The organism is Amycolatopsis sp. CA-161197 (assembly GCF_050942255.1).
Classification (GTDB): Bacteria; Actinomycetota; Actinomycetes; order Mycobacteriales; family Pseudonocardiaceae; genus Amycolatopsis.
Genome location: NZ_CP192059.1, coordinates 1,053,962 through 1,077,533, shown reverse-complemented (window position 1 = coordinate 1,077,533; position 23,572 = coordinate 1,053,962). Strand labels below are relative to the sequence as shown.

General features: G+C 70.0%; 24 protein-coding genes. 17 read left to right on the top strand and 7 right to left on the bottom strand.

All coding sequences use genetic code 11. The features are described from left to right. Positions 1-61 precede the first annotated feature (61 nt). A complete protein-coding gene (locus ACQPXB_RS05350) occupies positions 62-1,696 on the top strand; it encodes an acyl-CoA carboxylase subunit beta (RefSeq protein ID WP_220246313.1) in 1,635 nt (544 codons plus the stop codon). Positions 1,697-1,704: 8 nt separating this feature from the next. Continuing rightward, positions 1,705-1,920 (top strand): acyl-CoA carboxylase subunit epsilon, encoded by a 216-nt coding sequence (locus ACQPXB_RS05345; protein WP_366575421.1) that lies wholly within the window; start codon positions 1,705-1,707, stop codon positions 1,918-1,920. Between the two features lie 103 nt (positions 1,921-2,023). Here ACQPXB_RS05345 and ACQPXB_RS05340 read toward each other — a convergent pair whose 3' ends face one another. Then, the gene (locus ACQPXB_RS05340; protein WP_285970429.1) at positions 2,024-2,635 is read right to left on the bottom strand and encodes a TetR/AcrR family transcriptional regulator; all 612 of its coding nucleotides are present in this window, start codon (positions 2,633-2,635) and stop codon (positions 2,024-2,026) included. A 97-nt stretch (positions 2,636-2,732) separates the two neighbouring features. On the opposite strand from ACQPXB_RS05340, the gene ACQPXB_RS05335 reads away from it, so the two are divergent. The 5 genes from ACQPXB_RS05335 (at position 2,733) to ACQPXB_RS05315 (ending at position 9,460) form a co-directional block, all read left to right on the top strand. Next, positions 2,733-4,046, top strand: a complete 1,314-nt coding sequence (locus ACQPXB_RS05335) for an MFS transporter (RefSeq protein ID WP_432849820.1) — start codon at positions 2,733-2,735, stop codon at positions 4,044-4,046. Positions 4,047-4,525: 479 nt separating this feature from the next. Beyond that, complete coding sequence (locus ACQPXB_RS05330) at positions 4,526-5,146, top strand: PadR family transcriptional regulator (protein WP_366575425.1); 621 nt, start codon at positions 4,526-4,528, stop codon at positions 5,144-5,146. Then, positions 5,127-6,752, top strand: coding sequence for a DHA2 family efflux MFS transporter permease subunit (locus tag ACQPXB_RS05325; RefSeq protein WP_386946582.1), 1,626 nt, complete (start codon positions 5,127-5,129; stop codon positions 6,750-6,752). The genes ACQPXB_RS05330 and ACQPXB_RS05325 overlap by 20 nt, the downstream gene beginning before the upstream one ends. Before the next feature lie 661 nt (positions 6,753-7,413). After that, positions 7,414-8,043: a Maf family protein gene (locus ACQPXB_RS05320; protein WP_366575429.1), complete on the top strand. Its 630-nt coding sequence runs from the start codon at positions 7,414-7,416 to the stop codon at positions 8,041-8,043. Between the two features lie 91 nt (positions 8,044-8,134). Next, entirely contained in the window at positions 8,135-9,460 is a 1,326-nt protein-coding gene (locus tag ACQPXB_RS05315; protein WP_432849816.1) for a dicarboxylate/amino acid:cation symporter, read from the top strand. A gap of 49 nt (positions 9,461-9,509) precedes the next feature. On the opposite strand, the gene ACQPXB_RS05310 is transcribed toward ACQPXB_RS05315, so the two are convergent. Continuing rightward, entirely contained in the window at positions 9,510-10,247 is a 738-nt protein-coding gene (locus ACQPXB_RS05310) for a hypothetical protein (protein ID WP_386946578.1), read from the bottom strand. A 50-nt stretch (positions 10,248-10,297) separates the two neighbouring features. Between ACQPXB_RS05310 and ACQPXB_RS05305 the strand changes: the two genes are divergently transcribed. The 7 genes from ACQPXB_RS05305 (at position 10,298) to ACQPXB_RS05275 (ending at position 16,045) form a co-directional block, all read left to right on the top strand. Further along, positions 10,298-10,588, top strand: a complete 291-nt coding sequence (locus ACQPXB_RS05305; RefSeq protein WP_285970436.1) for an SAV_915 family protein — start codon at positions 10,298-10,300, stop codon at positions 10,586-10,588. Between the two features lie 93 nt (positions 10,589-10,681). Then, entirely contained in the window at positions 10,682-12,478 is a 1,797-nt protein-coding gene (locus ACQPXB_RS05300; RefSeq protein WP_366575435.1) for an acetyl/propionyl/methylcrotonyl-CoA carboxylase subunit alpha, read from the top strand. Between the two features lie 54 nt (positions 12,479-12,532). Next, entirely contained in the window at positions 12,533-13,087 is a 555-nt protein-coding gene (locus ACQPXB_RS05295; RefSeq protein WP_366575437.1) for a DUF1707 SHOCT-like domain-containing protein, read from the top strand. Between the two features lie 19 nt (positions 13,088-13,106). Continuing rightward, entirely contained in the window at positions 13,107-13,493 is a 387-nt protein-coding gene (locus tag ACQPXB_RS05290; protein WP_366575941.1) for a DUF1707 SHOCT-like domain-containing protein, read from the top strand. A gap of 72 nt (positions 13,494-13,565) precedes the next feature. After that, positions 13,566-14,789: a sensor histidine kinase gene (locus tag ACQPXB_RS05285; RefSeq protein WP_432849812.1), complete on the top strand. Its 1,224-nt coding sequence runs from the start codon at positions 13,566-13,568 to the stop codon at positions 14,787-14,789. Next, positions 14,786-15,403, top strand: a complete 618-nt coding sequence (locus tag ACQPXB_RS05280; RefSeq protein ID WP_432849810.1) for a response regulator — start codon at positions 14,786-14,788, stop codon at positions 15,401-15,403. The genes ACQPXB_RS05285 and ACQPXB_RS05280 overlap by 4 nt, the downstream gene beginning before the upstream one ends. 111 nt (positions 15,404-15,514) lie before the next feature. After that, positions 15,515-16,045, top strand: coding sequence for a GNAT family N-acetyltransferase (locus tag ACQPXB_RS05275; protein WP_364053326.1), 531 nt, complete (start codon positions 15,515-15,517; stop codon positions 16,043-16,045). Between the two features lie 77 nt (positions 16,046-16,122). Here the strand turns inward: ACQPXB_RS05275 and ACQPXB_RS05270 are convergent, their stop codons facing one another. Next, positions 16,123-17,835, bottom strand: a complete 1,713-nt coding sequence (locus tag ACQPXB_RS05270; protein WP_366575445.1) for a glycerol-3-phosphate dehydrogenase/oxidase — start codon at positions 17,833-17,835, stop codon at positions 16,123-16,125. Between the two features lie 154 nt (positions 17,836-17,989). Here ACQPXB_RS05270 and ACQPXB_RS05265 point away from each other — a divergent pair, with 154 nt between their 5' ends. Together ACQPXB_RS05265 and glpK are read left to right on the top strand one after the other, a co-directional pair. Continuing rightward, entirely contained in the window at positions 17,990-18,940 is a 951-nt protein-coding gene (locus ACQPXB_RS05265; RefSeq protein WP_366575447.1) for an MIP/aquaporin family protein, read from the top strand. Between the two features lie 49 nt (positions 18,941-18,989). After that, positions 18,990-20,495, top strand: a complete 1,506-nt coding sequence (glpK, locus tag ACQPXB_RS05260; protein ID WP_366575449.1) for a glycerol kinase GlpK — start codon at positions 18,990-18,992, stop codon at positions 20,493-20,495. Between the two features lie 89 nt (positions 20,496-20,584). On the opposite strand, the gene ACQPXB_RS05255 is transcribed toward glpK, so the two are convergent. From ACQPXB_RS05255 to ACQPXB_RS05245, 3 genes are all read right to left on the bottom strand, one after another. Then, a complete protein-coding gene (locus ACQPXB_RS05255; protein ID WP_432849806.1) occupies positions 20,585-21,379 on the bottom strand; it encodes a VOC family protein in 795 nt (264 codons plus the stop codon). Positions 21,380-21,473: 94 nt separating this feature from the next. Then, positions 21,474-22,073, bottom strand: a complete 600-nt coding sequence (locus tag ACQPXB_RS05250) for a class F sortase (RefSeq protein WP_432849804.1) — start codon at positions 22,071-22,073, stop codon at positions 21,474-21,476. Positions 22,074-22,173: 100 nt separating this feature from the next. Continuing rightward, positions 22,174-22,539, bottom strand: coding sequence for a hypothetical protein (locus tag ACQPXB_RS05245; RefSeq protein ID WP_432849802.1), 366 nt, complete (start codon positions 22,537-22,539; stop codon positions 22,174-22,176). Between ACQPXB_RS05245 and ACQPXB_RS05240 the strand changes: the two genes are divergently transcribed. Further along, positions 22,532-22,834, top strand: coding sequence for a hypothetical protein (locus ACQPXB_RS05240; protein ID WP_432849800.1), 303 nt, complete (start codon positions 22,532-22,534; stop codon positions 22,832-22,834). The genes ACQPXB_RS05245 and ACQPXB_RS05240 overlap by 8 nt on opposite strands. Before the next feature lie 213 nt (positions 22,835-23,047). Here ACQPXB_RS05240 and ACQPXB_RS05235 read toward each other — a convergent pair whose 3' ends face one another. After that, positions 23,048-23,485, bottom strand: a complete 438-nt coding sequence (locus ACQPXB_RS05235) for a hypothetical protein (RefSeq protein WP_432849798.1) — start codon at positions 23,483-23,485, stop codon at positions 23,048-23,050. Between the last annotated feature and the right edge of the window lie 87 nt (positions 23,486-23,572).

Below are 23,572 nucleotides of genomic sequence, written 5' to 3'. Positions count from 1 at the left end.
CTATGCCCGGGGAGGCGTACGCCACACGCGAAGCGACCTGGCGGTAGCTAAGCTCCGCTTCATGAGCAGTGCGACGCAGCCGCTCGGGACTCCGCCCGAGGAAGAACCGGACATCCACACCACGGCCGGCAAGCTCGCGGACCTCTACCGCCGCTACGACGAGGCCGTGCACGCCGGATCCGAGCGCGCCATCGAAAAGCAGCACGCCAAGGGCAAGAAGACGGCCCGCGAGCGCATCGACCTGCTGCTCGACGAGGGGTCGTTCGTCGAGCTCGACGAGCTGGCGCGCCACCGCTCCACGAACTTCGGGCTGGAGAAGAACCGCCCGTACGGCGACGGCGTGGTCTCGGGCTACGGCACCGTCAACGGGCGGCCCGTGTGCGTGTTCTCCCAGGACGTCACGGTCTTCGGCGGCGCGCTCGGCGAGGTGTACGGCGAGAAGATCGTGAAGGTCATGGACCTCGCGATCAAGACCGGTTGCCCGATCATCGGCATGAACGAGGGCGGCGGCGCGCGCATCCAGGAAGGCGTGGTCTCCCTCGGCCTCTACGCCGAGATCTTCCGCCGCAACACCCACGCGTCGGGCGTGATCCCGCAGATCTCGCTGATCATGGGCGCCAACGCCGGCGGCCACGTCTACTCCCCCGCGCTCACCGACTTCGTGGTGATGGTCGACGAGACGTCGCAGATGTTCATCACCGGCCCGGACGTCGTGAAGACCGTGACGGGCGAGGACGTGACCTTCGAGGAGCTCGGCGGCGCGCGCACGCACAACACCAAGTCGGGCGTCGCGCACTACCTGGGCTCCGACGACGAGGACGCGATCGCCTACGTCAAGGAACTGCTGTCGTACCTGCCGCAGAACAACCTGTCCGAGCCGCCGGCCTTCGAGCCGGGTGAGCCTGCCGGGTTCTTCGACGACGTGACCGACACCGACCGCGAGCTCGACACGATCATCCCCGACTCGCCGAACACGCCGTACGACATGCACGAGGTCGTCACCCGCGTGCTCGACGACGGCGAATTCCTCGAGGTCCACGAGCTCTTCGCGCCCAACATTCTCGTGGGCTTCGGCCGCGTCGACGGGCAGAGCGTGGGTGTGGTCGCGAACCAGCCGACGCAGTTCGCCGGCTGCCTCGACATCGCGGCGTCGGAGAAGGCCGCGCGGTTCGTGCGCACGTGCGACGCGTTCAACATCCCCGTGCTCACGTTCGTCGACGTGCCCGGCTTCCTGCCCGGCACCGACCAGGAGTGGAACGGCATCATCCGCCGCGGCGCGAAGCTGATCTACGCGTACGCGGAGGCCACGGTCCCGCTGGTCACGGTGATCACGCGCAAGGCCTACGGCGGCGCGTACGACGTGATGGGCTCCAAGCACCTCGGCGCCGACGTCAACCTGGCCTGGCCGACCGCGCAGGTCGCGGTGATGGGCGCGCAGGGCGCGGCGAACATCGTGCACCGCAAGACGCTCGCGGCCGCCGCGGCCGAGGGCCGCGACGTGGACGCGCTGCGCGCCGAGCTGATCCAGGAGTACGAGGACACGCTGCTGAACCCGTACGCCGCCGCCGAACGCGGGTACGTCGACTCGGTGATCGTTCCGGCGCACACGCGCGGCCACATCACGAAGGCGTTGGCGCTGCTGAAGACCAAGCGCGAAACGCTGCCTCCCAAGAAGCACGGCAACATCCCCCTGTGAGGTCTCCCGTGAGCGATCGCCCCCTGCTCCGCGTCGTCCGCGGCAACCCGGACGACGCCGAACTAGCCGCCCTCACCGCCGTCGTCGCGGCGGTGGCGGCGGCTTCGGGTGGCTCACCCGCGCCTCGGCGGCGAACGTCGTGGTGGAACGACCGCGCGACCCGGCTCGGCACTTCGCCCGCACCGGGCGACGGCGCTTGGCGCGCCTCCGCCCTGCCCCGCTGACCCAAGCACGTCAAACACCCCAATGCGGCGTTCGGTGCGCCGAGCGCACCCAATGCGGCGTTCGGTGCGTTGAGCGCAACCGAAGCCGCATTGGGGCGGTGTGTCAGATGCCGGCGCAGGCGTTCACCACGCGGTCGGCCAGCGCGTCGGTGAACTCGCGCGTGACGGGCGCGCCGGTGACCAGCACGCGGTAGTGGACGGGCCCGATGGCCTGCTCCACCAGGCTGTCGAGCTCCGTGTCGGCCGGGAGTTCGCCGCGGGCGACCGCGCGCTCGAACGGCAGCCGGTCGCGTTCGTGCTGCCCGTGGATCTGCTCCGCGCGCAGCCGCGCGGCCAGCTCCGGGTCGTGCTGCGCCTGGCCGATCAGCGCGCGGAACACGGCGCCGGCGTCGGCCGTGGTCAGGAAGGTCGCGACGGCCGCGAGGTGCTCCCGCAGGTCGCGGCGCAGGTCGCCGTGGTCGGGCGGCACGAGCTCTTCGGCGAGGTCGTCGCCCAGCGCGTCCAGCAGGATGTCCACTTTGGACGGCCACCAGCGGTAGATCGTCTGCTTCGCCACGCCCGCGGCGGCCGCGATGCGCTCGATCGTGAGCCCGGCGAAGCCGTGTTCCACCAGCAGGTCGTCGGCGGCCTCCAGTACGGCGCGGCGTGCGTCCTCGCTGCGGCCGTAGCGGTTCCCGTGGTGCCGGCGCGTGTCCGGTGCGGTGGTGTTTCCCACCTCGGCGAGCCTAATCCGCTTCTAGACAAGACGCAACGTCGCGTCTAGCGTAGGCCGCGGCAAAAGGGGGTCACTCGACATGTGTTCCGCGTGTGGCGTGCCGACGCACGTCCTGGAGGAAGGCGACAGCCCGGTCGCGCCCGCACCGCGCAAGTTCGCCGCGCTGTACAACAAGGACTGCCGCCCGTACCTGTTCGGCGCGGCGCTGGCGATGATGGCTGACAACATCGAGCACGTCATCACGTATTGGGTGCTGTGGGAGAAGTTCCACTCGCCCGCGCTCACCGGCTTCGAGGTGATCAGCCACTGGGTGCCGTTCCTGCTGTTCTCGGTGTACTTCGGCGGGCTGGCCGACCGGCACGACTGCCGGCGGATCATCCAGGCCGCGCAGGCGTTGTTCATGCTCGTGTCGGCGCTGTGGGGGGTGCTGATCCTCACCGACACGCTGCAGGTCTGGAGCGCGTGCGTGCTGCTGATCTTGCACGGCGTCGCGGGCGCCGTGTGGGGTCCGGGCGAACAGCTGATGCTGCACGACTTCGTCGGCCCGGCCGAGCTGCCAAGCGCGGTGCGGCTCAACGCGACCTTCCGCAGCCTGGGGATCCTCTTCGGCCCGGTCGTCGGGTCGGCGCTGCTGCTCGGGCTGGGGCCGGTGGCGGGGATCTTCGTGAACGTCGCGTTCTACCTGCCGCTCACGATCTTCTTGTTCCGCACCAAGTTCACCGGCCACACCCGCGACGGCGGCATCGTGGCGCGCCCGCGCGTGGGGCTGTTCGACTCGGTGCGGGTGCTGCGCGAGGTCGGCGCGAACCCGACGATGGTCGGCATGATCATCCTGGCCGGGCTCGGCGCGTTCTTCGTCGGCGCGTCCCTGCAGAGCTCGATGCCGATCTTCGCCCAGGACCTGGGCGCCGGCAGCGCCGGCAGCGCCGGCACGGCCTACGGCGTGCTCCTGTTCGCCAACGGCGCCGGCGGCGTCCTCGGCGGCATCCTGCTCGAGGCGACGGGCCGCATCAAACCGAGCGTGTTCGCGGCCGTGGTCAGCACGGCGATCTACGGGCTGTCGAGCCTCTTCTTCGCCCTGACCGCGAGCTACCCACTCGCCCTGGTGCTGCTGGTGATCGGCGGCGTGGCGAACCTGGCGTCGATGTCGATCGGGCAGACGGTGGTGCAGCTGCTCGCGAAACCGGCCGAACGGGGCCGTGTGATCGGCGTCTACAACGTTTCCGCCAACGGCCTGCGCGCCGGCAGCGGCTTCACCGTCGGCCTCCTCGGCGCCGCGGTGGGCGTGCACTGGTCCCTGGGCCTGAGCGCAGCCGCACTGACGGTGGGGACGGGGATCTCCGGCTGGTACTCCCTGTGGGGGAAGCGAGCGCGGGAGGCCCGGAAGCAGCTGCAGCACGTGGCTGGCTGACGGGTTGCGTCGTTCCGGGTGCCAGGCAGGCCGCCGAGCCGCTGCGGCCGCCGCCTCCGCGCACCGCAGTACTGCGAACCGCGCCGATCCGCGGCCACCCACCTCGACAGCGCGGCAACCGTGGCCACCGCCGCACCCGGTGGCCACGGCCACCCGCCCCGGCACCGCGAGACGCCGATCCTCCGAGACACCCGGCGCCACCTCCCACCGCAGCACCGCAGCCCGCGCCGATCCGCCGCACCACCCGCCCGTCATCCCTTCTCGGGGGCGGCGGGCGGCGTCGTTTCCGCTGGTCACGCACAGCAACCGCCGTTTTTGTCGGTGCCGCGGATTACCGTGTCGGCATCGGGTCCAAGCCTTGCCATCACCGTGCGCGACAGCGCGCTCACCAGCGCAAATCGCACTGGACCCGCCTCTACTCAACACCGTATAGTCCACACGGAATAACCACGCCGGATCACTCGAAAGGATCAACAGCCATGGTTGCGGCGAAGCTGACCGCTCTGGGGGTGGCCGTGCTGGAGCTGCTGCACGAGAAGCCGATGCACCCCTACGAGATGGCTCAGCTCATGCGCGAGCGGTACGTGGACCAGCGCGTGAAGCTGAAGGCCGGGTCGCTCTACCACACCGTGGAACGGTTGCAGCACAACGGTTTCGTCGAGATCGTCGACACGCAGCGCGACGGCCGGCGGCCCGAACGGACCGTGTACGCGATGACGACGGCCGGCCGGGACGTGTTCGAGCAGCGGGCGCGGGAGATGCTGGGCGACGTCGCCCAGGAGTACCCGGAGTTCCTCAGCGGGCTGGCGGTCATCGACGACCTCGGCCGGGACAAGTCGCTGGTCGAGCTGGAGCACCGCCTCACGCTGCTGCGCGCGAGCGTCGCGGCGGACCAGGTCATGTTCGAGAAGGTGCGGAACAAGGCGGTCCCGGAGATCTACTGGCTCGACTTCCGCTACGCCGCCGCCCACCGGGTTTTCGAGCTCGAGTGGTGCGAACGCCTGTACGCCGACCTTTCCTCAGGGCGCATCCGGTTCCAGGACGAGAAGCCCTCCCTCAGCCTCATCACCAAGGAAGACCATGAACGCAAGACAAGCTAACCCGTGGGCCGCGCTGGGCGCGTTGTGCCTGGGGTTCTTCATGATCCTGCTGGACACCACCATCGTGTCCATCGCCGTGCCGAACATGCTGAGCAAGCTCAACACGGGCTTGAACTCCGTGGTGTGGGTGATCAGCGTCTACCTGCTGACCTACGCCGTGCCGATGTTGTTCACCAGTCGCCTGGGTGACCGCTTCGGGCCGAAGCGGGTGTTCCTCGCCGGCCTGATCGTGTTCACGGGCGCGTCACTGTGGTGCGGCCTGTCCGGCAGCGTCGAGATGCTCATCGCGGCCCGCGCCGTGCAGGGCCTCGGTGCCGCGCTGATGACGCCGCAGACGCTGGCGTTCATCACGCACCTGTTCGCGCCCGCCAAGCGCGGCCCGGCGATGGGCGCGTGGGGCGGCGTCGCCGGCCTGGCCACCATTGCGGGCCCGCTGCTGGGCGGCGTGCTGGTCGACCACCTCGGCTGGGAGTGGATCTTCTTCGTCAACGTACCGATCGGCGTGATCGCCATCGTCCTGACGGTGCTGCTCGTGCCCGACTGGCAGCCGAAACACGCGCACGCGTTCGACTTCATCGGCATCTTCCTGTCGGCGGCGGGCCTGTTCTGCCTGGTGTTCGGTGTGCAGAACGGCCAGCAGTACGACTGGGGCACGGTCTTCGCCGGCATCACGGTGTTCGAGTTCATCGGCGCCGGCGTGGTGCTGCTGGTGGCGTTTGTGCTGTGGCAGAAGTACAACCGCCGCGAACCGCTCGTGCCGCTCGCCGTGTTCGGCAACCGCAACTTCTCCGCGGGCACGCTCACGGCCACCACCGTCGGCTTCACGATGACCGGCATGTTCCTGCCGCTGATCATCTACATCCAGACGGTGCTCGGCCTGAGCCCCACGCTTGCCGGTGTGCTGACCGCGCCGATGTCGCTGCTGTCGGGTGTCATCGCGCCGTTCGTGGGCCGCGCGTCGGACCGCATCAACGGCAAGTACCTCGTGATGGGCGGCCTTTCGCTGCTCGCGCTGGGCATCGGCATCATCGCCGTGCAGGCCGGCCCGGACACCAGCCCGTGGGCGCTGATCCCGGCCCTGCTCGTCTGCGGTCTCGGCATCGGCTGCATCTTCTCGCCGATGAGCAACCTGACCATGGCCTCGGTGCAGCCCCAGCTCGCCGGCACCGCGTCGGGCATCTTCAACACCGCCCGCCAGGTCGGCGGCGTCCTCGGCAGCGCGGCCATCGGCGTGCTCCTGCAGGCCCGCATCAGCGCCTCCATCGCCGACGAGGCCACCACCGCCGCGACCCAGCTGCCCGAGCAGTACCGCCAGCCCTTCGCCGACGGCATCGCCCACGCCGCGGCGTCCACCGGCGAATTCGGCGCCTCCGGCGGCCCCGCGCCCATCCCGGGCCTCCCCGCCGACGTCGCCGCCCAAGCGGGCCGCCTCGCCTCCGAAGCCGTCCACAACGGCCTCACCGACGCCGCCCGCGCCACCCTGATCCTGCCCATCGCCGTGCTGCTCCTGGGCGTCGTCTCGGCCGCGTTCCTGCGCCGCGTCACCCCCCGCCCCGCCCCGACACCCACCACCCCGACCACCTCGGAAACCCCAGTCACCGCCTGACCCGACAGGCACGGCGAGCCTCGTGAGCGCCTGAGCTTCAACTCGCGCTCACGAGGCTCGGCTGGGGTACGGCAAAGCAAGCGCGAGGCCACCCGGCGGCGGGGTTGTCCCTGGCGGCACCACCGCGGACGAGCGTTGGCCGGCAGTAGGCCCCAAGGCGGCGTGGACCGGCGACGCCGGCGGCGGCCGACAGCTGCGGGCCACCGCGCCCGTATCCGGCCGAGCGGGCCAGTCAGTCCGAACAATCCTCCGCGGCCTCGACGTGCAAAGACGTGCTGCCCCTCGGCCGCCGGTGCGGGAGTCGGGGCCGAGGGGCGGCACGTTTACCGCGGGAGAAGAAAGTCGAGGGGCGCGGGCCGGCGGCAGGGTCAGCCGCGAAGGGGTGGGGAGCTCTTCAGGACCTCAGTGCCACCAGCGCGAACAGGGTCGCGGTGTTTCGGCGCGCGCAGGCGCGACCACCACGCGGAGCGCAGCCTGGTCGGCGGCGTGGATTCCGTCACCCGGACCGTCATGCGGCACCGTGGTCCCTTCCCGGCATCTGCCTTGATACCGTCGAGGCGAGCTGAGGTCGATATGTTGCGAGCAACAACAAACTAGCTCCACGGTCGGGTGTTGCAGGTCACAATTCGGCAACGCTCGCTACGCGCGGTAGCTTTCACCCGTGCGTCTCGTACTTGCTTCCCAGTCCCCCGCCCGTCTCGCGTTGTTGCGCGCCGCCGGTCTTGAGCCGAGCGTCGTGGTGTCCGGTGTCGATGAGGACGCCGTGGCGGCGGCGCTCACCGATCCGGCGCCCGACGAGCTGGTGATGGCGCTGGCCGCGGCCAAGGGCAACGCCGTGTTCGCCGAAGTGGCCGGCATCCACGCCGACGCGGTGATCGTGGCGTGCGACTCGATGCTGTCGATCGGTGGCGAGATGGTCGGCAAGCCCGGCACGCCCGAGGTCGCGCGGCGGCGGTGGGAGGTGATGGCCGGCAACTCCGGCGAGCTGCTGACCGGCCACGCGATCATCCGCGTCGAAAACGGCCACCGCACCAAGGAAGCCGCCGGCACGCAGCGCACCACCGTCCACTTCGGACGGCCCAGTGCCGAGGAGCTCGACGCCTACATCGCCACCGGCGAGCCGCTGCAGGTGGCGGGCGCGTTCACGCTCGACGGGCTCGGCGGCTGGTTCGTCGAGGGCATCGAGGGCGACCCGTCGAGTGTCATCGGGCTCAGCCTGCCGCTCGTACGCCGTCTGCTGACCGAGGTCGGCGTGAGTGTCGTGGATCTCTGGACCGCTCCCACATCCTGAGAAGACTTTCACTCCACCGAGTGATCGAAGAAAGTTCATGTTCGGCCCGGTTCGGGCCTGAACGGGAACTTTCGACCTCTGGGGTGGCTTCGTGTCCTTCCTCCGCGCGTACACCAAACCTCGAGTCTTCGCGGCCGCCGTGATCGGTTCGCTCGTCGTCGGCGCCCTGCTGGGCGTTCTCGCCAGGACGACGGGCGCCACCACACTCACCGAAGTGCTGCACCAGATCGGCTCGATCTTCACGACGCTGCTGCAGATCGCGGTGATCCCGCTGGTCTTCACGGCGATCGTGGTCGGCATCACGAGCCTGCGCGGCCTCGGCGGCGGGCGCACGGCCGCGCGGCTCGGCGGCCGCACGGTGCTGTGGTTCGCCATCACGTCGTTCATCGCGTCGCTCATCGGCATCGCGATCGGCAAGCTGTTCAACCCGGGCGCCGGCGGCCTCGGCGCGGGCATCGCGGCCACGGCGAAGAACGCCGACAAGGCCGCGAAGAGCGTGAGCGACTGGGGCTCCTGGGACGCCTTCATCAACGGCCTGCTCCCCCAGAACTTCTTCTCCGCCTTCGCGGAAGGCAACACGCTGCAGGTGCTCTTCCTCGCCGTGCTGATCGGCGCCGCGGCCTACAGCCTCGGCGACAAGGCGAAGCCGTTCGTCGATTTCACCACGAGCGTCTTCGAGATCATCCAGCGCTACCTCGGCTGGATCGTGCGCCTGGCCCCGCTCGGCATCGCCGGCCTGATCGGCGCGGCCGTGTCCAACTACGGCGATGCCCTCTTCCGCCCGCTGCTGTCCACCACGGCCGCGGTCTACGTCGGCTGCCTGCTGGTGCTGTTCGTCGTCTACCCGATCCTGCTGAGGTTCGTCGCCAAGATCAGCCCGGCCACGTTCTTCGCCAAGGCCGGCACGGCGATCCAGTTCGCGTTCGCCTCGCAGTCCTCCGCCGCGACGCTGCCGCTCACCCGTCAGGCCGCGGTGAACCTGGGTGTCGCACCGTCCTACGCCGCCTTCGCCACCCCGCTCGCCAGTGCGACCAAAATGGACGGTTGCGCGGCCGTTTTCCCGGCCATCGGCGCCATCTTCATCGCCAACCTGTCGGGTGTGCAGCTGAGCATCGGGCAGTACGTGGGCATCGTCGTGGTCGCCGTGCTCGGCGCGCTCGCCACCGCGGGCACCACGGGCTGGCTCACGGCGCTCACGCTCACCACGGCGTTCATCGGCCTCGACGCCAAGCAGGTGGCGCTGGGCATCGCCCTCATCTACTCCGTGAACCCGATCATGGACATGATGCGCACGGCCACCAACGTCGCCGGCCAGATCGTGGTCCCGACCATCGTCGCGCGCGCCGAAGGCCTGCTCGACGACACGGTGCGCGACGCCCCGGTCGCCAAGGCCAAGGCCGAACCCGTCAGCGCCTAGTACGAACCCGACGGCGGCTGGGCACCGGCGAAAGCAGCAACAGCCGAGCTCAGCCGCCGTCCGCACACGGCCGCAGCTCCGAGGCCCGCACCTCGACCTGCGGCCACCCCCTCAGATCCGACGGCGACACCACCGTCCGAGTACAGCCCAGCTCGGTACCGCTCAGCTGGTAGACCTCGGCGAGCACCGGTGCGGCCTGGCACTTGGGCGTGCCCGGTGTCGCATCCGGACACTCGTGCCGCACGACGATCACGTCGGGCCGGCCGTCGGTGTTGACGTCGAACAGCGAAAGCGTGCCGGCGTCGGCGAAGTAGGGCTTCCCGAAGTCACGCCACACGCCGCCCGAGCCGATCAGCAGCTCGCCGTACGCCCCACCCGCGCCGTCGCCCCCGCCGACGTCGCCGGTCACGAGGCACGCCGACGTCTCCCCCGCGATGCAGCGCAACGACTGCGCGTTGAGCTTCGCCCCCATCGTGGTGATCGCGAGCTCGAACTCCGTGCCCGGCTGCGGCCCCACCTGCACGCGCCCCCAACCGCCGGACGCGTCGGAGAGCAACACGACCGGGGTACCGCCCACGGTCATCGCGGCCAGCTGGCGGCACGCACCGCTGCCGCAGGTCGCCGTGGTGGGCGCCGCCGGCTCCAGGCTCACGGGCGGAACGCCGGGCGCACCGTCGGGTTTCGGCCGCAGCACGACGACGACCACCAGCGCCGCCACCGTCACCACGGCGGCGAGCACCGCCGTGAGCAGCGCGGACCGTGGGGTCCGGGTCGGCGAAGTCCGCATATCCGAGACTGTAGGCGACCTTGCGGACGGTGTCCGTCTATGTTGTTCCCGTGACGAACCCCAACCTCCCCCCGGCCCTGTACCTGCCGACCGGACCGGTCTCCGGCACCACCGACGGCGGCACCGGTGCCAACATCGAGCTGCGCCGCACCCCCGACGGCCGCGTGGCCCTGGTCGCGTTCACCGCGCTCGACCGGCTGATCGACTGCTGCGGCGAGCACCAGCCGTGGATCATGATCAACACCGAGCACCTGCCGAAGATCCACCAGGTCAACCCCTACGACGTGATCGTGCTCGACTCCGAACTCCCGGTCGAGCTGCGCCACACCGCGCGGGTATAACGAAACCACCGGGTGGTCCAGCTCTCATCCCAGCGGGTAGTGCGGTCCGTAGACTCCGGGACACCAGGCAGTGGAGCTCACGGGAGGTACCGGGTGACCGAGCAGGACGTCGCGAGCACGGGTGGTCCGGTGACCAAGATCCTCGTCGCCAACCGCGGTGAGATCGCGGTCCGCGTGATCAGGGCGGCGAAGGACGCGGGTCTCGAAAGTGTGGCCGTGTACGCCGATCCCGACCGCGACGCACCCCACGTGCGCCTGGCCGACGAAGCGTTCGCGCTGGGCGGCACGACCGCCGCCGAGAGCTACCTCTCCATCGACAAACTCCTCGACGTGGCCAAGCGTTCCGGCGCCGACTCCGTCCACCCGGGATACGGGTTCCTGTCGGAGAACGCCGATTTCGCCCAGGCCGTACTGGATGCCGGGCTCACGTGGATCGGCCCCAGCCCACAGTCCATTCGCGACCTCGGCGACAAGGTGACCGCGCGGCACATCGCGACGCGCGCCGGCGCACCGCTGGTGCCCGGCACCAAGGAGCCGGTGAAGAACGCCGACGAGATCATCGCGTTCGCCGACGAGCACGGTCTGCCCGTGGCGATCAAGGCGGCGTTCGGCGGCGGCGGGCGCGGCCTCAAGGTCGCCCGTACGCGCGAGGAAATCCCCGAGCTGTTCGAATCCGCGACGCGCGAGGCGGTGGCCGCGTTCGGCCGCGGCGAGTGCTTCGTGGAGCGCTATCTCGACAAGCCGCGCCACGTCGAGGCGCAGGTGCTGGCCGACCAGCACGGCACCGCGATCGTGGTCGGCACGCGCGACTGCTCGCTGCAGCGCCGCCACCAGAAGCTCGTCGAGGAGGCGCCCGCGCCGTTCCTCACCGACGACCAGCGCGCCCGGATCCACTCCTCGGCCAAGGCGATCTGCAAGGAGGCCGGTTACTACGGCGCCGGCACCGTCGAGTACCTCGTGGCCACCGACGGCACCATCTCCTTCCTCGAGGTGAACACCCGCCTGCAGGTGGAACACCCCGTTTCCGAGGAGACGACCGGCCTCGACCTCGTGCGCGAGATGTTCCGCATCGCGCGCGGTGAGAAGCTGCGCATCACCGAAGACCCCGAGCCGCGCGGGCACTCGATCGAGTTCCGCATCAACGGCGAGGACGCCGGCCGAGGCTTCCTCCCGGCGCCGGGCACGGTCACGAAGTTCATCTCGCCCAACGGCCCCGGCGTGCGCGTCGACTCCGGCGTGGAGTCCGGCAGCGTGATCGGCGGCCAGTTCGACTCGATGCTCGCGAAGCTGATCGTCACCGGTTCCGACCGCAACAACGCCCTCGAGCGCAGCCGGCGCGCGCTGGCCGAGTTCGTGGTGGAGGGCATGGCGACCGTGCTGCCCTTCGACCGCGTGATCGTGGACGACCCGGCGTTCATCGGCGACGAAAACGGCTTCTCCGTGCACACGCGCTGGATCGAGACCGAGTTCGACAACAAGATCGAGCCGTTCACCGCACCCGACACCGAGGCCGAGGAAGAAGCGCCGCGGCAGAACGTGGTGGTCGAGGTCGGCGGCCGGCGGCTCGAGGTGTCGCTGCCGGGCGGCTTCGCGCTCGAAGGCGCGGGCGGCGGGGCGACGGCCACGAAGGCCAAGCCGCGCAAGCGCTCGGGCGGTGCGAAGGCAGCGGTGAGTGGCGACGCCGTCACGGCGCCGATGCAGGGCACGATCGTTAAGATCGCCGTGGAGGAAGGCCAGCACGTCGAAGCGGGCGAGCTGATCGTGGTCCTCGAGGCGATGAAGATGGAAAACCCGGTCACGGCGCACAAAGCGGGCACCGTCACGGGGCTTTCCGTCGAGGTCGGCGCCGCCGTGACTCAGGGAACGCAACTTCTGGAGCTCAAGGACTGAAGTTGTGCTGAATGTCGTGGGTCCGCAGGCCCGGGGCGGCATACCATCATCGGTGTGACAGAGGTGCCGTCTCCGCAACTGCGGATCAGCGACCAGGAACGGGAATCCGCGCTGAATGCGCTCGGTGAGCACATGAGCGCGGGGCGGATCGACATCGACGAGTACGGCGAGCGCTCGGCGCGCATCACCGCGGCCAAGACGCGGGGTGAGTTGGCGGGGTTGTTCGACGACCTGCCCGCTCCGCACCCGGTGTACGGCGGCGCGGCGCCCGTCGCTGCTCCCGCCGCGCCTCCGGTTCCCGCCCCGGCCCCGCAGACGGCAGTGGCCCGGCCGGACGGCTGGAACGGTGGCCAGCGAGCAGTGGCCGCGCTGGTGCCGCTGGTGTGGATCGCGACCATCGCGCTGATCGCGACCAGCACGCTGCCCGCGTGGCCGCTGGTCATCGCGCCGATCGCGCTCAGCATCATCGGCCGAGCACTGTGGGGCCACGGCGGCGACCGCTACGACCATCGGGACCGCGCGCGCCGCGAACACCGGCTCGACCACCGCGAGGCTCGTCGGGAAATTCGCGACGAGTTCCGCGACCGCCGCCGACGAGACCGCTGGTGAGGCGGCCCCCGTGCCCGACATGCGGCTGAGCGACGAGGAACGCCAGGACGCGCTGGACGTGCTTTCCGAGCACGTCCGCACCGGCCGCCTGGACGTCGACGAATACGGCACCCGTTCGGCCAAGGTCACGGCCGCCAAGCGGGTCAGCGACCTGGAACCCCTCTTCGACGACCTGCCCTCACCCCGGCCGAGCGCGCTGCTGGCGATTCCGCGGGCCGGGGCCACCGCCGTGCCTGCCCCGAGCCCCGCCGGCGACAGCGCGTTGATGCGCTTCGCGCTGCGGTTCGCCGTGCCGATCGCCGTGGTGGTGGCGATCGCGGTGTTCGTGCTCTCGCGCGGGCGGCTCATCCTCGTTTTCGCGCTGCCCTTGGCCATCCTGCTGATCACGGGCTGGCGCCGGCGCTGATCCACCGATCGGTGGAGGCCGGCGTCGAACGGTGGACCCCCGCGGCGGCGTCGAGCTGCGAGAATCGCGCCCATGATGGGTGTGGTGCCGGGTGCCGTGCACCCGCGCGGGGAGCGGCTGGCCGGGCCGCTGTTCGCCGCGATCGGGATCGTGGTGCTCGCGGTGTGCACGATCTGGGCGGCGGGTGACCACGTCGGCACGGTGACGCTCGTCGTCGCGGGCCTGTCGGCGGCGTGGCTGCTGTTGCTCGTGCCGCTGTTCCCGCTACGGGAGCGGCACCCGTGGCTCGCGGTCGGGTTCTTCGCCGGGCTGCTCGCCGGGGCGGCCGCCCTGACGACGCTCGACACCACGTACACCGCCTTCGCGTCGGTTGGTTACCCCATCGCGTTCGTGCTGTTCGCCGCGCGCTGGAGCGTCTTCGCCGTGACCGCGACGGCCGCGATTCCCTTGCTGGCCAAGGAAATCTTGGGCACGGACACGCCGGCGCCGGCGTGGGTGTCCGTGGCTTCGGTCGTCGGGCCGATGCTGTACGCCGCGTGGTTCGTCGGCGCGGAGAACGACAAACGGCGGCGCGCCAACGCGGCCCTTGCCGAGGCCAACGCCCGCCTCGAAACCGCGCTCGAGGAGAACGCCGGGCTCCACGCGCAGCTGCTCACCCAGGCGCGCGAGGCCGGCGTGCACGACGAACGCCAGCGCATGGCCCGCGAAATCCACGACACCCTCGCGCAGGGCCTCACCGGCATCGTCACGCAGCTGCAGGCCGCGGACCGGGCTTCGTCCGCGGACTCCCGGCAGCGGCACCTCAGCCAGGTCCACACGCTCGCCAAGGACAGCCTCACGGAGGCCCGCCGCGCCGTGCAGGCGTTGCGGCCCGAGCCACTCACGGACTCGCGCTTGCCCGACGCACTGGCGGAACTGGCGCGGCGCGCCACCGGCACCTCGGGCGTCGCCGTGACCGCCCACACGAGTGGTGAACCCGTGCCGCTGCTGCCGGAGCTGGAGGTGACGTTGTACCGCGTCGCACAGGAAGCCTTGGCCAACGCGGAAAAACACGCCCGCGCCTCGCGGATCGCCGTTTCCTTGACCTACGCCGGCGAGGTGGTGCTCCTCGACGTCCGTGACGACGGCGCCGGCTTCGACCCCGCCTCACCGGAGCGCGGCGACGGCACCGGCTTCGGCCTGCAGGCGATGCGCCAGCGCGTGCGGCGCGTGGCGGGGACGTTCGCGCTCGAATCGGCGCCGGGCGAAGGCACCGCGGTCAACGTGCAGCTCCCGGCCATCCCGGCGGACCGATGATCCGCCTCCTGCTCACCGACGACCACCCCATCGTCCGCGACGGCCTGCGCGGCGCGTTCGAGGGCTGCGCCGACATCGAGGTGATCGGCGAGGCCGCCACGGGCGTCGAGGCCCTGGCCTTCGTCGCACGCCACCACCCCGACGTCGTCCTCATGGACCTGCGCATGCCCGAACTCGACGGCGTCGGCGCGATCCGCCGGCTCGCCGCCGAGCACCGCGCGGTGCGCGTCCTGGTCCTCACCACCTACGACTCCGAGGCCGACGTCCTGCCCGCCATCGAGGCAGGCGCCACCGGATACCTGCTGAAGGACGCGCCCGTCGCCGATCTGCAGCACGCCGTGCGCGCCGCCGCCCGCGGCGAGTCGGTGCTCGCACCCGCTGTGGCTGCGCGCCTGATGGCGCCGCTTCGACGTCCGGCGCCGGGCGCATTGACTGCCCGCGAACTCGACGTGTTGCGCCTGGTCGCGGCCGGTGCGACCAACCGCGCGGCGGCGAACCAGCTGTTCATCAGCGAGGCCAGCATCAAGACCCACCTGCTGCACGTCTACGCCAAGCTGGGCGTGAACGACCGCGCGGCCGCCGTCGGCGAGGCGTACCGGCGCGGGCTGCTCTGACCGATCCGTCGGTGACGCCGGCCCGAAATCGCGTCCAACCGGCCGCTCGACCAGAGTGGCGCACCCGTCATGCGGAAGCGCTGAGCACCCGACTCTGGTTACCCTCGTGACGTGGAACCCGTGGAGATCAACGCGGGCGCGTACTACCTGCGCCAGCTGCGGGCGGACCGGCACCTCGACGACCGGGCCGCGCTGATGGAGGCGTTCGCCGATCCCGAGCACCGGCGGTACGTGCTGAACTACCGGCTGCGAACGCTCGACGAAGCCACCGAGTACATCGCGCTGCGCACGGCGCAGTGGTCGTGCGACGAGCGGTGCTCGTGGGCGGTCGCGGAGCCGACGACCGGGCGGCTGCTCGGGGAGGTCGGGTTGCGGGACCTGGACCTGACGTTCGACACGGCCGAAGCGTCCGTCTGGACGCATCCCACGGAGCGCGGCAAGGGCGTGGCGAGCACGGCGCTCAGCGCGGCCCTCCGCTACGGCTTCGGCGGGCTCGGGCTGCAGGAGATCAGCTACCGGCACGAGGAGAGCAACGTCGTGTCGGCGTCGGTCGCCGCGAAGTGCGGGTTCACGTACGTGGGGCCGGAGCGGACGCCGGCGCCGACCGGCGAGCCGTTGATCAGGTGGATTCGCAAGGCCTGAACCAGCGGTGAAAATTCAGCGACGGTGAATCGCCGTGGAGGGCACCTCGTGGTGCCCTCCACGGCAACGACGGAACCTCAGCTCACCGGCTCGATGATGCCCGACCGAGCCTCCGGCGCCGCGGCGCGAAGCGCGTCCGCCGACTCGTCCGTCGGCTGCGACTGCGATTCGCGTTCGGCCTGCACGCGGGCCGTGTAGACGTCGACCTCGCGCTTGATCGTCTCCGCGGACCAGCCCAGCACCTCGCCGACGAGGCGCGCGACCTGGTCGGCGCAGTCGGCGCCGCGGTGGGCGTACTCGATGGAGATGCGGGTGCGCCGCGCGAGCACGTCTTCCAGGTGCAGCGCGCCTTCGTGGCTGGCGGCGTAGACGACCTCGACACCCAGGTAGTCGGGCGCGGAGTCGATCGGCTTGAGCAGCTCCGGGCGGCCGTCGGCCAGCGCGAGCACCTCGTGGACCAGCGAGCCGTAGCGGTCGAGCAGGTGCCGCACGCGGTACGGGTGCAGGCCGTGCTGCGCGGCCAGGTGGTCGGCCTGGTTCACGAGCGCGTGGTAGCCGTCGGCACCGACGAGCGGCACCTGGTCCGTGATGGACGACGGCGGCCGGCCCGGCAGGTCCACCACGGCCGCGTCGACGGCGTCGGCCGCCATCACGCGGTACGTCGTGTACTTGCCACCGGCGATGGCGACCAGGCCCGGCGCGACGCGCGCGACGGCGTGCTCACGCGAGAGCTTCGACGTCTCCTCGCTTTCGCCCGCCAGCAGCGGACGGAGGCCGGCGTACACACCCTCGATGTCGTCGTGCGTGAGCGGGGTGGCCAGCACCGTGTTCACGTGGTCGAGGATGTAGTCGATGTCGTGCTTCGTGGCCGCGGGGTGCGCCAGGTCGAGGTGCCAGTCGGTGTCCGTGGTCCCGACGATCCAGTGGTTGCGCCACGGGATGACGAACAGGACAGATTTTTCAGTGCGCAGGATCAGCCCAGACTCCGAGACGATCCGGTCACGCGGCACCACGATGTGCACGCCCTTGCTCGCGCGCACGCGGAACCGCCCGCGCCCGCCCGAGAGGCGCTGCAGCTCGTCGGTCCAGACACCCGTGCAGTTGATGACCGCGCCGGCCTGGATCTCCGTTTCACGCCCGTCCTCGACGTCCCGCACCCGCACGCCCGAGATGCGGTCGGCTTCGCGCAGAAAACCCACCACCTGGGTCGACGTGCGCACCACGGCGCCGTAGTGCGCGGCGGTGCGGGCGACGGTCATGGTGTGGCGGGCGTCGTCGGACTGCGCGTCGTAGTAGCGGATGCCACCGATCAAGGCCGACCTTTTCAACGCAGGAACCATCCGCAAAGCACCCGCGCGGGTGAGGTGCTTCTGCCCCGGAACGGACCGCGCACCGCCCATCGTGTCGTACATCAACAGGCCCGCGGCGGTGTACGGCCGCTCCCACCCGCGGTGGGTCAGCGGGTACAGGAAGCTCACCGGCTTGACCAGGTGCGGGGCCAGCTTGGTCAGCATCAGCTCGCGCTCGTGGAGCGCTTCGCGGACCAATCCGAACTCCAGCTGTTCCAGGTAGCGCAGGCCACCGTGGAAGAGCTTGCTCGACCGGCTGGACGTGCCGGATGCCAGGTCACGGGCCTCTACGAGGGCCACGCGCAGGCCGCGCGTCGCCGCGTCGAGTGCTGTCCCGGCACCCACGACCCCACCGCCGATCACGACCAGGTCGAAGGTCTCCTTGCCGAGGCGCTGCCAGGATTCCTCACGCGCCGCCGGTCCCAGCTTCGCTTCCGTCACAGCGCCTGCCCTCCTTGCAACTTACGGTTGTACACACTCCCAGCATCGCACGAGGACCGAGCGTTCCGCCCAACCGGAAACTTGTCCGTTCCGGCGAGGCAGAGCAGCATGGTAGGTCTCGACGCAAGGAGGCGTCGAATTGAGAGGGGAAGCGATGAGCGAGCAAAACTCTCAGAGGTCAAACGCTTGGAGCCGACTACGCTCGAACATTGGCGGCGAAATGCTCGCCGAGTTTCTCGGGACAGCCGTCATCATCCTGCTCGGCTGTGGCTCGGTCGCGGTCGCGGTGGTCGGTCTCCCCGGATCCGGCCGGCAATCGGTCGACTTCGGTGCGTCCAACTGGCTGATTATCGCGTTCGGCTGGGGCTTCGCGGTGATGTTCGCGGTCTACATGACAGCCGGCGTCAGCGGCGCGCACCTCAACCCGGCGGTGACTCTGGCCTTCGCCGTGCGGCGGAAGTTCGCCTGGGCCAAGGTGGCGCCGTTCTGGTTGGCCCAGGTACTCGGCGCGCTGGCCGGCGCCGCAGTGGTCTACGCCGTCTACCACGACGCCATCGACGCCTTCAACGCAGCGCAAAACCCACCACTGTCGCGACCGGACTCATTGGGCACGTTCTCGATCTTCGCGACTTTCCCGGCCAAGTACTTCGGCGGCGGGGTGTGGGGACCGCTGCTCGACCAGATCGTCGGCACTGCGATCCTCGTCGGGATCATCGCGGCGTTGATCGACAACCGGAACAACGCCCCCGAGAGCAACCTGGGGCCGGCCCTGATCGGCTTCGTAGTCGTAGGGATCGGGCTGTCGTACGGCACGAACGCCGGTTACGCGATCAACCCGGCGCGTGACTTCGGACCGAGGCTGCTGACCTTGTTCGAAGGGTGGGGGAACAAGGCGTTCCCCGGCAACGGTGACTGGTTCAGCAACTACTGGTGGATCCCGATCGTCGGGCCACTCGTCGGTGGCTTGGTCGGCATCCTGATCTACGACCTGCTCATCGGCCAGGTCCTCACGGCGCGGGAGAAGGCTCCCGGTGAGTTCCTGCCTGAGCCGGGACGGGTCCCTGCCGACCAATCGGCGGAAGGCCAGCGGACGGCCGCCGAATGACCGACAAGATCGCCGTTCCGACGGATCTCGCCAGAGCGAGGGAGCAACGATGACTTCGTACGTAGCCGCGATCGACCAGGGCACCACGTCGACTCGCTGCATGATCTTCGACCACTCCGGACGGGTGGTCGCCGTCGACCAGCGCGAGCACGAGCAGATCTTCCCGAAGGCCGGCTGGGTCGAGCACAACGCCGAGGAGATCTGGGAGAACACGCGCGCCGTCGCCGCGGGCGCGCTCGCCAAGGCGGACCTGACCTCGAAGGACATCGCCGCCGTCGGCATCACCAACCAGCGCGAGACCGCGCTGGTGTGGGACCGGACCACCGGCAAGCCGGTGTACAACGCGATCGTCTGGCAGGACACGCGCACGGACAAGATCGTCGGCGAGCTCGGCGCGCTGGGCGGCGGCCAGGAACGCTATCGCCAGAAGGTCGGCCTCCCGCTGGCGACGTACTTCTCCGGCCCGAAGGTCAAGTGGATCCTCGACAACGTCGACGGCGCCCGAGCGAAAGCCGAGGCCGGTGACCTGATCTTCGGCAACATGGACACCTGGGTGCTGTGGAACATGACGGGCGGCGTCGACGGCGGCATCCACGTCACCGACCCGACCAACGCGTCTCGCACGCTGTTGATGGACCTCGAGACGCTGCAGTGGGACGCGGACATCGCCGCTGAGATGGGCATTCCGCTCTCGATGCTGCCGGAGATCCGCTCGTCGTCGGAGGAATACGGCAAGGTCCGCGAAAAGGGCGCGCTCGCGGGTGTGCCGATCGCCGGGATCCTGGGCGACCAGCAGGCCGCGACGTTCGGCCAGGCGTGCCTGTCGCCCGGCGAGGCCAAGAACACCTACGGCACCGGCAACTTCGTGCTGCTCAACACCGGCACTGAAAAAGTCATGTCGGACAACGGCCTGCTCACCACGGTCTGCTACAAGATCGGCTCCAACGACACGGTCTACGCGCTCGAGGGATCGATCGCCGTCACCGGTTCGCTGGTGCAGTGGCTGCGAGACAACCTGGGCATGATCGCCTCGGCCGCCGAGATCGAAGAGCACGCCCGCACGGTCGAGGACAACGGCGGCGCGTACTTCGTGCCGGCGTTCTCCGGCCTGTTCGCGCCGTACTGGCGCTCGGACGCGCGCGGCGCGATCGTCGGCCTCACGCGGTTCGTCAACAAGGGCCACCTCGCGCGGGCCGTGCTCGAGGCGACCGCGTTCCAGTCGCGTGAGGTCATCGATGCGATGAACGCCGACTCCGGCGTGCCGCTGAAGTCGCTGAAGGTCGACGGCGGCATGGTCGTGAACGAGCTGCTCATGCAGTTCCAGGCCGACATCCTCGGCGTGCCCGTGATCCGGCCGGTGGTGGCCGAGACCACCGCGCTGGGCGCGGCCTACGCGGCCGGGCTGGCCGTCGGGTTCTGGGCGTCGGAGGACGACATCCGCACGAACTGGGCGCAGGACAAGCAGTGGGACCCGTCGATGGACGAGTCGCGCCGCGAGTCGGAGTACCGCAACTGGAAGAAGGCCGTGACGAAGACGTTCGACTGGGTCGACTGACCCGCTGCTTCGGCCGGCGAACGGCCCCCGTCCGGGTTCGGGCGGGGGCCGTTCGCGTTCGTGGAAACGGCTGTGCGGCGTCGTCCGGGTCAGGCGCCCCAGCCCTCTTGGGTCCCGGACTGCTCGTTGGGCGCCATGAGCTGGAAGGACGCGCCCTGGTTGTCCTTGGCCATGAGCATCCGCCCGAACGGCGTGTCCACCGGGTTCTCGGTCACGGTGCCGCCCAGCTCGGGGATCTTGGCCGCCGCGGCGTCGACGTCGGCGGACCAGAAGTAGGTCATCCAGCCCGGTTCGTAGTCGCCGTTCGCCTGGCCGAGGCCGCCGGTCGGGCGGCCGTCGATGTCGAGGGTGGCGTAGGTGAACTCGTCGTTGGAGATGTCGTTGAACGAGTAGCCGAAGACGTTGCCGTAGAACGTCTTGGCGGCGGCGAAGTCGCGGGACATGTTCTCGTTCCACGCGAGCGCGCCCGGCGCGAGCGTGACCTCCGTGCCCTTGTGCTGACCGGCCTGCCAGAGGCCGAACACCGAACCCGTCGAGTCCGTCGCGATCGCCATACGGCCCTGGGTCATCACGTCCATCGGCGGGGCGACGACGTGGCCGCCGGCCTCGGTGATGGCGGCCACCGTTTTGTCCACATCGGACACGGCCAGGTAGGTGGTCCACGCGGCCGGCATGCCGGCTTGCTCGGCCGGGATCTCCCCCACCCCGGCGACCGGACGGCCGGCGAGCTGCGCCATGCCGTAGTAGCCGGTTTCGGCGCCGCCGAACTGCACGTCCCAGCCCAGCAGGCTTTGGTAGAACGTCGCGGCGGCGGTTCTGTCGGGCACCATCAGGTCGACCCAGCACGGCGTGCCGTCGGGCCAGCGTTCGTCACGGAACAACATCTGCACTCCCCATGATCCGTTGCGGATTGTGTCTGCGGCCACAGTCTTGCACCGGCGACCGACAAAAACCCGAACCATCACGAACGAGCAGCGATCAGTGACCGTCGGCGACGAGTCGCGCGTAGACGATCACGTTGTCCTCGTAGTTGTGCGCCGCGCGGTCGAACGCGCCGCCGCACGTGATGAGCCGCAGCTGCGCGTCGGGAGTGTCGCCGTACACCGCGTCGCTCGGGAACACGTCCTTCGGCACCTGGTCCACCTTGGTCACTTCGAAGTGCGCCGTGCTGCCGTCTTCGCGCTTGATCGACACCTGGTCCCCGGGCGCCATTTCCTTGAGGTGGAAGAAGATCCCCTCGTGTTTGTTGCCGTCCACGTGCCCGAGCACCACCGCCGGCCCGCGCTCCCCCGGCGTCGGCGAGTACTCGTACCAGCCCGCCTGCAGCGGCGTGCTCACCGGCGGGACCTGCACGGTGTTGTCGGCGTTGAGCCCGAGCGGGACGAGCGTGGAGTGCGCGTCGATCTTCGGGATGTCCAACGACACCGGTCTGGACTTCGGCAGCACCACGGACGTCTCGGGCGCCGGCGGCGTCAGGGAATGCCCCACCGGCGGCGGGGACGAAGCGGACGGGGCGGCGCAGCCACCCAGCACGGCCAGCGCGGCCAGAGCCACCGCGGCGAAAGTCTTCCTGAACATGTCTCCCCCTTCGGGTCCCGAGGGCGCACTGAGCACCCAACCAGGTGACCGAGCGCGGTCGCCGGAGGGGCCGCGACTCCCCTCCGGCGACCGGGATTCGTCAGCCGCGCGAGCGCCGCCGCGCCAGCACCATGCCCGCGCCGCCGACGGCGAGCACGCCCATCGCGCCCGCGGCCACGGCGAGCCCGGAGGACGAGTCGTCGACGGGACCGTCGGTGCCACCGGTCTGCGGCGCCCCCACCGGCACCTTGGTGACCTGCTTCGGCGTCGTCGGCGGGGTCGCCACGGCGTCCTTGGCCGGCAGGACCTTGAAGCTCTCCGTGAGCTTCGCCTTGCCGCACAGGAACGTGACGGTGTAGGTGCCCGGCTTCGCGTTCTTGTTCACGTCCGCGAGTGTCTGGTAGACGGTCGCGGTGTCGAGGTCCACCTCGGTCCCGACGGCTTCGAGCTTCCCGAACGTGATCACCGACGAAGACAGCGTCATGCTCGTCTTCGGCGTGCACACCACGCGCGCCGTGACCGAGTCACCGGCTCTGGCCGCGCGCGGCAGGACCGACACCGACGGCTTGGGCGGCTTGTGGTCGCCCGTCGGTGGCGTGGGCTTGTCCGAGGTGGGCGGGACCGGTGTGCTCGACGTCGGCTGCTCCGGCGTGGTCGGCGTGGTGGCTTCGGCCGCGAAGGCCGGCGCCGCCAGGAGGAAGCCGGCCGCGACAATCGACGAAATTACCGCAATGCGTTTCATGGAATTTCCCCTCAAATGATTTTTCGCAACGGAGAACAGCGGATTCTGCAACCCCGCGTGCGCAGTTCCCCCTGCCGCACGGGTGTGCTCCTCCGACACCATGAAGACGTCTCTGACCTGCACCGGGTTGTCAATCAGGGTAACGATTCGGGCACATCGGGAACTGGGTTCGAAGCACACGAAAAAGCCGCCGGAAATGGTTCCCGGCGGCTTTTTCGTGGGTCTGGCTGCGTTATTCGGCGAGGCTTCCGTCGCCCGCCTTCGCGGCGCCTTCCGGAACTGTCGCCACCTGGCTGGCCGGCACGGTGAACGTGGCGCTGTAGGTCTTTCCGCCGCACGCCACCGTGAGCGGGTAGTCGCCGGCGGCGGTGCCGGACACGAGGTCGGCGTCGGCCGAGACGGTCGCGTTGACGCCGATGAAGGGACCGAAGTCGTAGTTCGCGAACTTCAGCACTGGTGAGCTGAACGTGGTCGAGCCGGCCTTGGCGCCGGGGCAGTCGGCGAGGGCGACGTTGGACTCGCCGCGCTGGAAGTGGTTCACCAGCCCGTGCAGGGCCGCCGTGTCCTGGTTCAGCTGCACGGTCACGGCCGGTGCGGGCGCCGCGGCGAGCGCGGGCCTTCCGGTCGCCGCCACTGCCTGGCCGGCCACGGCGATCGTCCCGATCGCCATCGCCGCAACGAAAACCGCCCTCTTGCGCACCCGCTGACCCCTTGTCGTGCGTCGTCACATCAGCCTGTCACCGCACAAGACGCGGCG

What these genes read in the sequence shown, in the direction of transcription:
- ACQPXB_RS05265 (WP_366575447.1), top strand. Translation starts at nt 17,990, where the DNA reads ATGAGCGAGCAAAACTCTCAGAGGTCAAACGCTTGGAGCCGACTACGC.
- ACQPXB_RS05350 (WP_220246313.1), top strand. Translation starts at nt 62, where the DNA reads ATGAGCAGTGCGACGCAGCCGCTCGGGACTCCGCCCGAGGAAGAACCG.
- ACQPXB_RS05325 (WP_386946582.1), top strand. Translation starts at nt 5,127, where the DNA reads ATGAACGCAAGACAAGCTAACCCGTGGGCCGCGCTGGGCGCGTTGTGC.
- ACQPXB_RS05330 (WP_366575425.1), top strand. Translation starts at nt 4,526, where the DNA reads ATGGTTGCGGCGAAGCTGACCGCTCTGGGGGTGGCCGTGCTGGAGCTG.
- ACQPXB_RS05285 (WP_432849812.1), top strand. Translation starts at nt 13,566, where the DNA reads ATGATGGGTGTGGTGCCGGGTGCCGTGCACCCGCGCGGGGAGCGGCTG.
- ACQPXB_RS05290 (WP_366575941.1), top strand. Translation starts at nt 13,107, where the DNA reads ATGCGGCTGAGCGACGAGGAACGCCAGGACGCGCTGGACGTGCTTTCC.
- ACQPXB_RS05310 (WP_386946578.1), bottom strand. Translation starts at nt 10,247, where the DNA reads ATGCGGACTTCGCCGACCCGGACCCCACGGTCCGCGCTGCTCACGGCG.
- ACQPXB_RS05255 (WP_432849806.1), bottom strand. Translation starts at nt 21,379, where the DNA reads ATGTTGTTCCGTGACGAACGCTGGCCCGACGGCACGCCGTGCTGGGTC.
- ACQPXB_RS05250 (WP_432849804.1), bottom strand. Translation starts at nt 22,073, where the DNA reads ATGTTCAGGAAGACTTTCGCCGCGGTGGCTCTGGCCGCGCTGGCCGTG.
- ACQPXB_RS05280 (WP_432849810.1), top strand. Translation starts at nt 14,786, where the DNA reads ATGATCCGCCTCCTGCTCACCGACGACCACCCCATCGTCCGCGACGGC.
- glpK (WP_366575449.1), top strand. Translation starts at nt 18,990, where the DNA reads ATGACTTCGTACGTAGCCGCGATCGACCAGGGCACCACGTCGACTCGC.
- ACQPXB_RS05235 (WP_432849798.1), bottom strand. Translation starts at nt 23,485, where the DNA reads ATGGCGATCGGGACGATCGCCGTGGCCGGCCAGGCAGTGGCGGCGACC.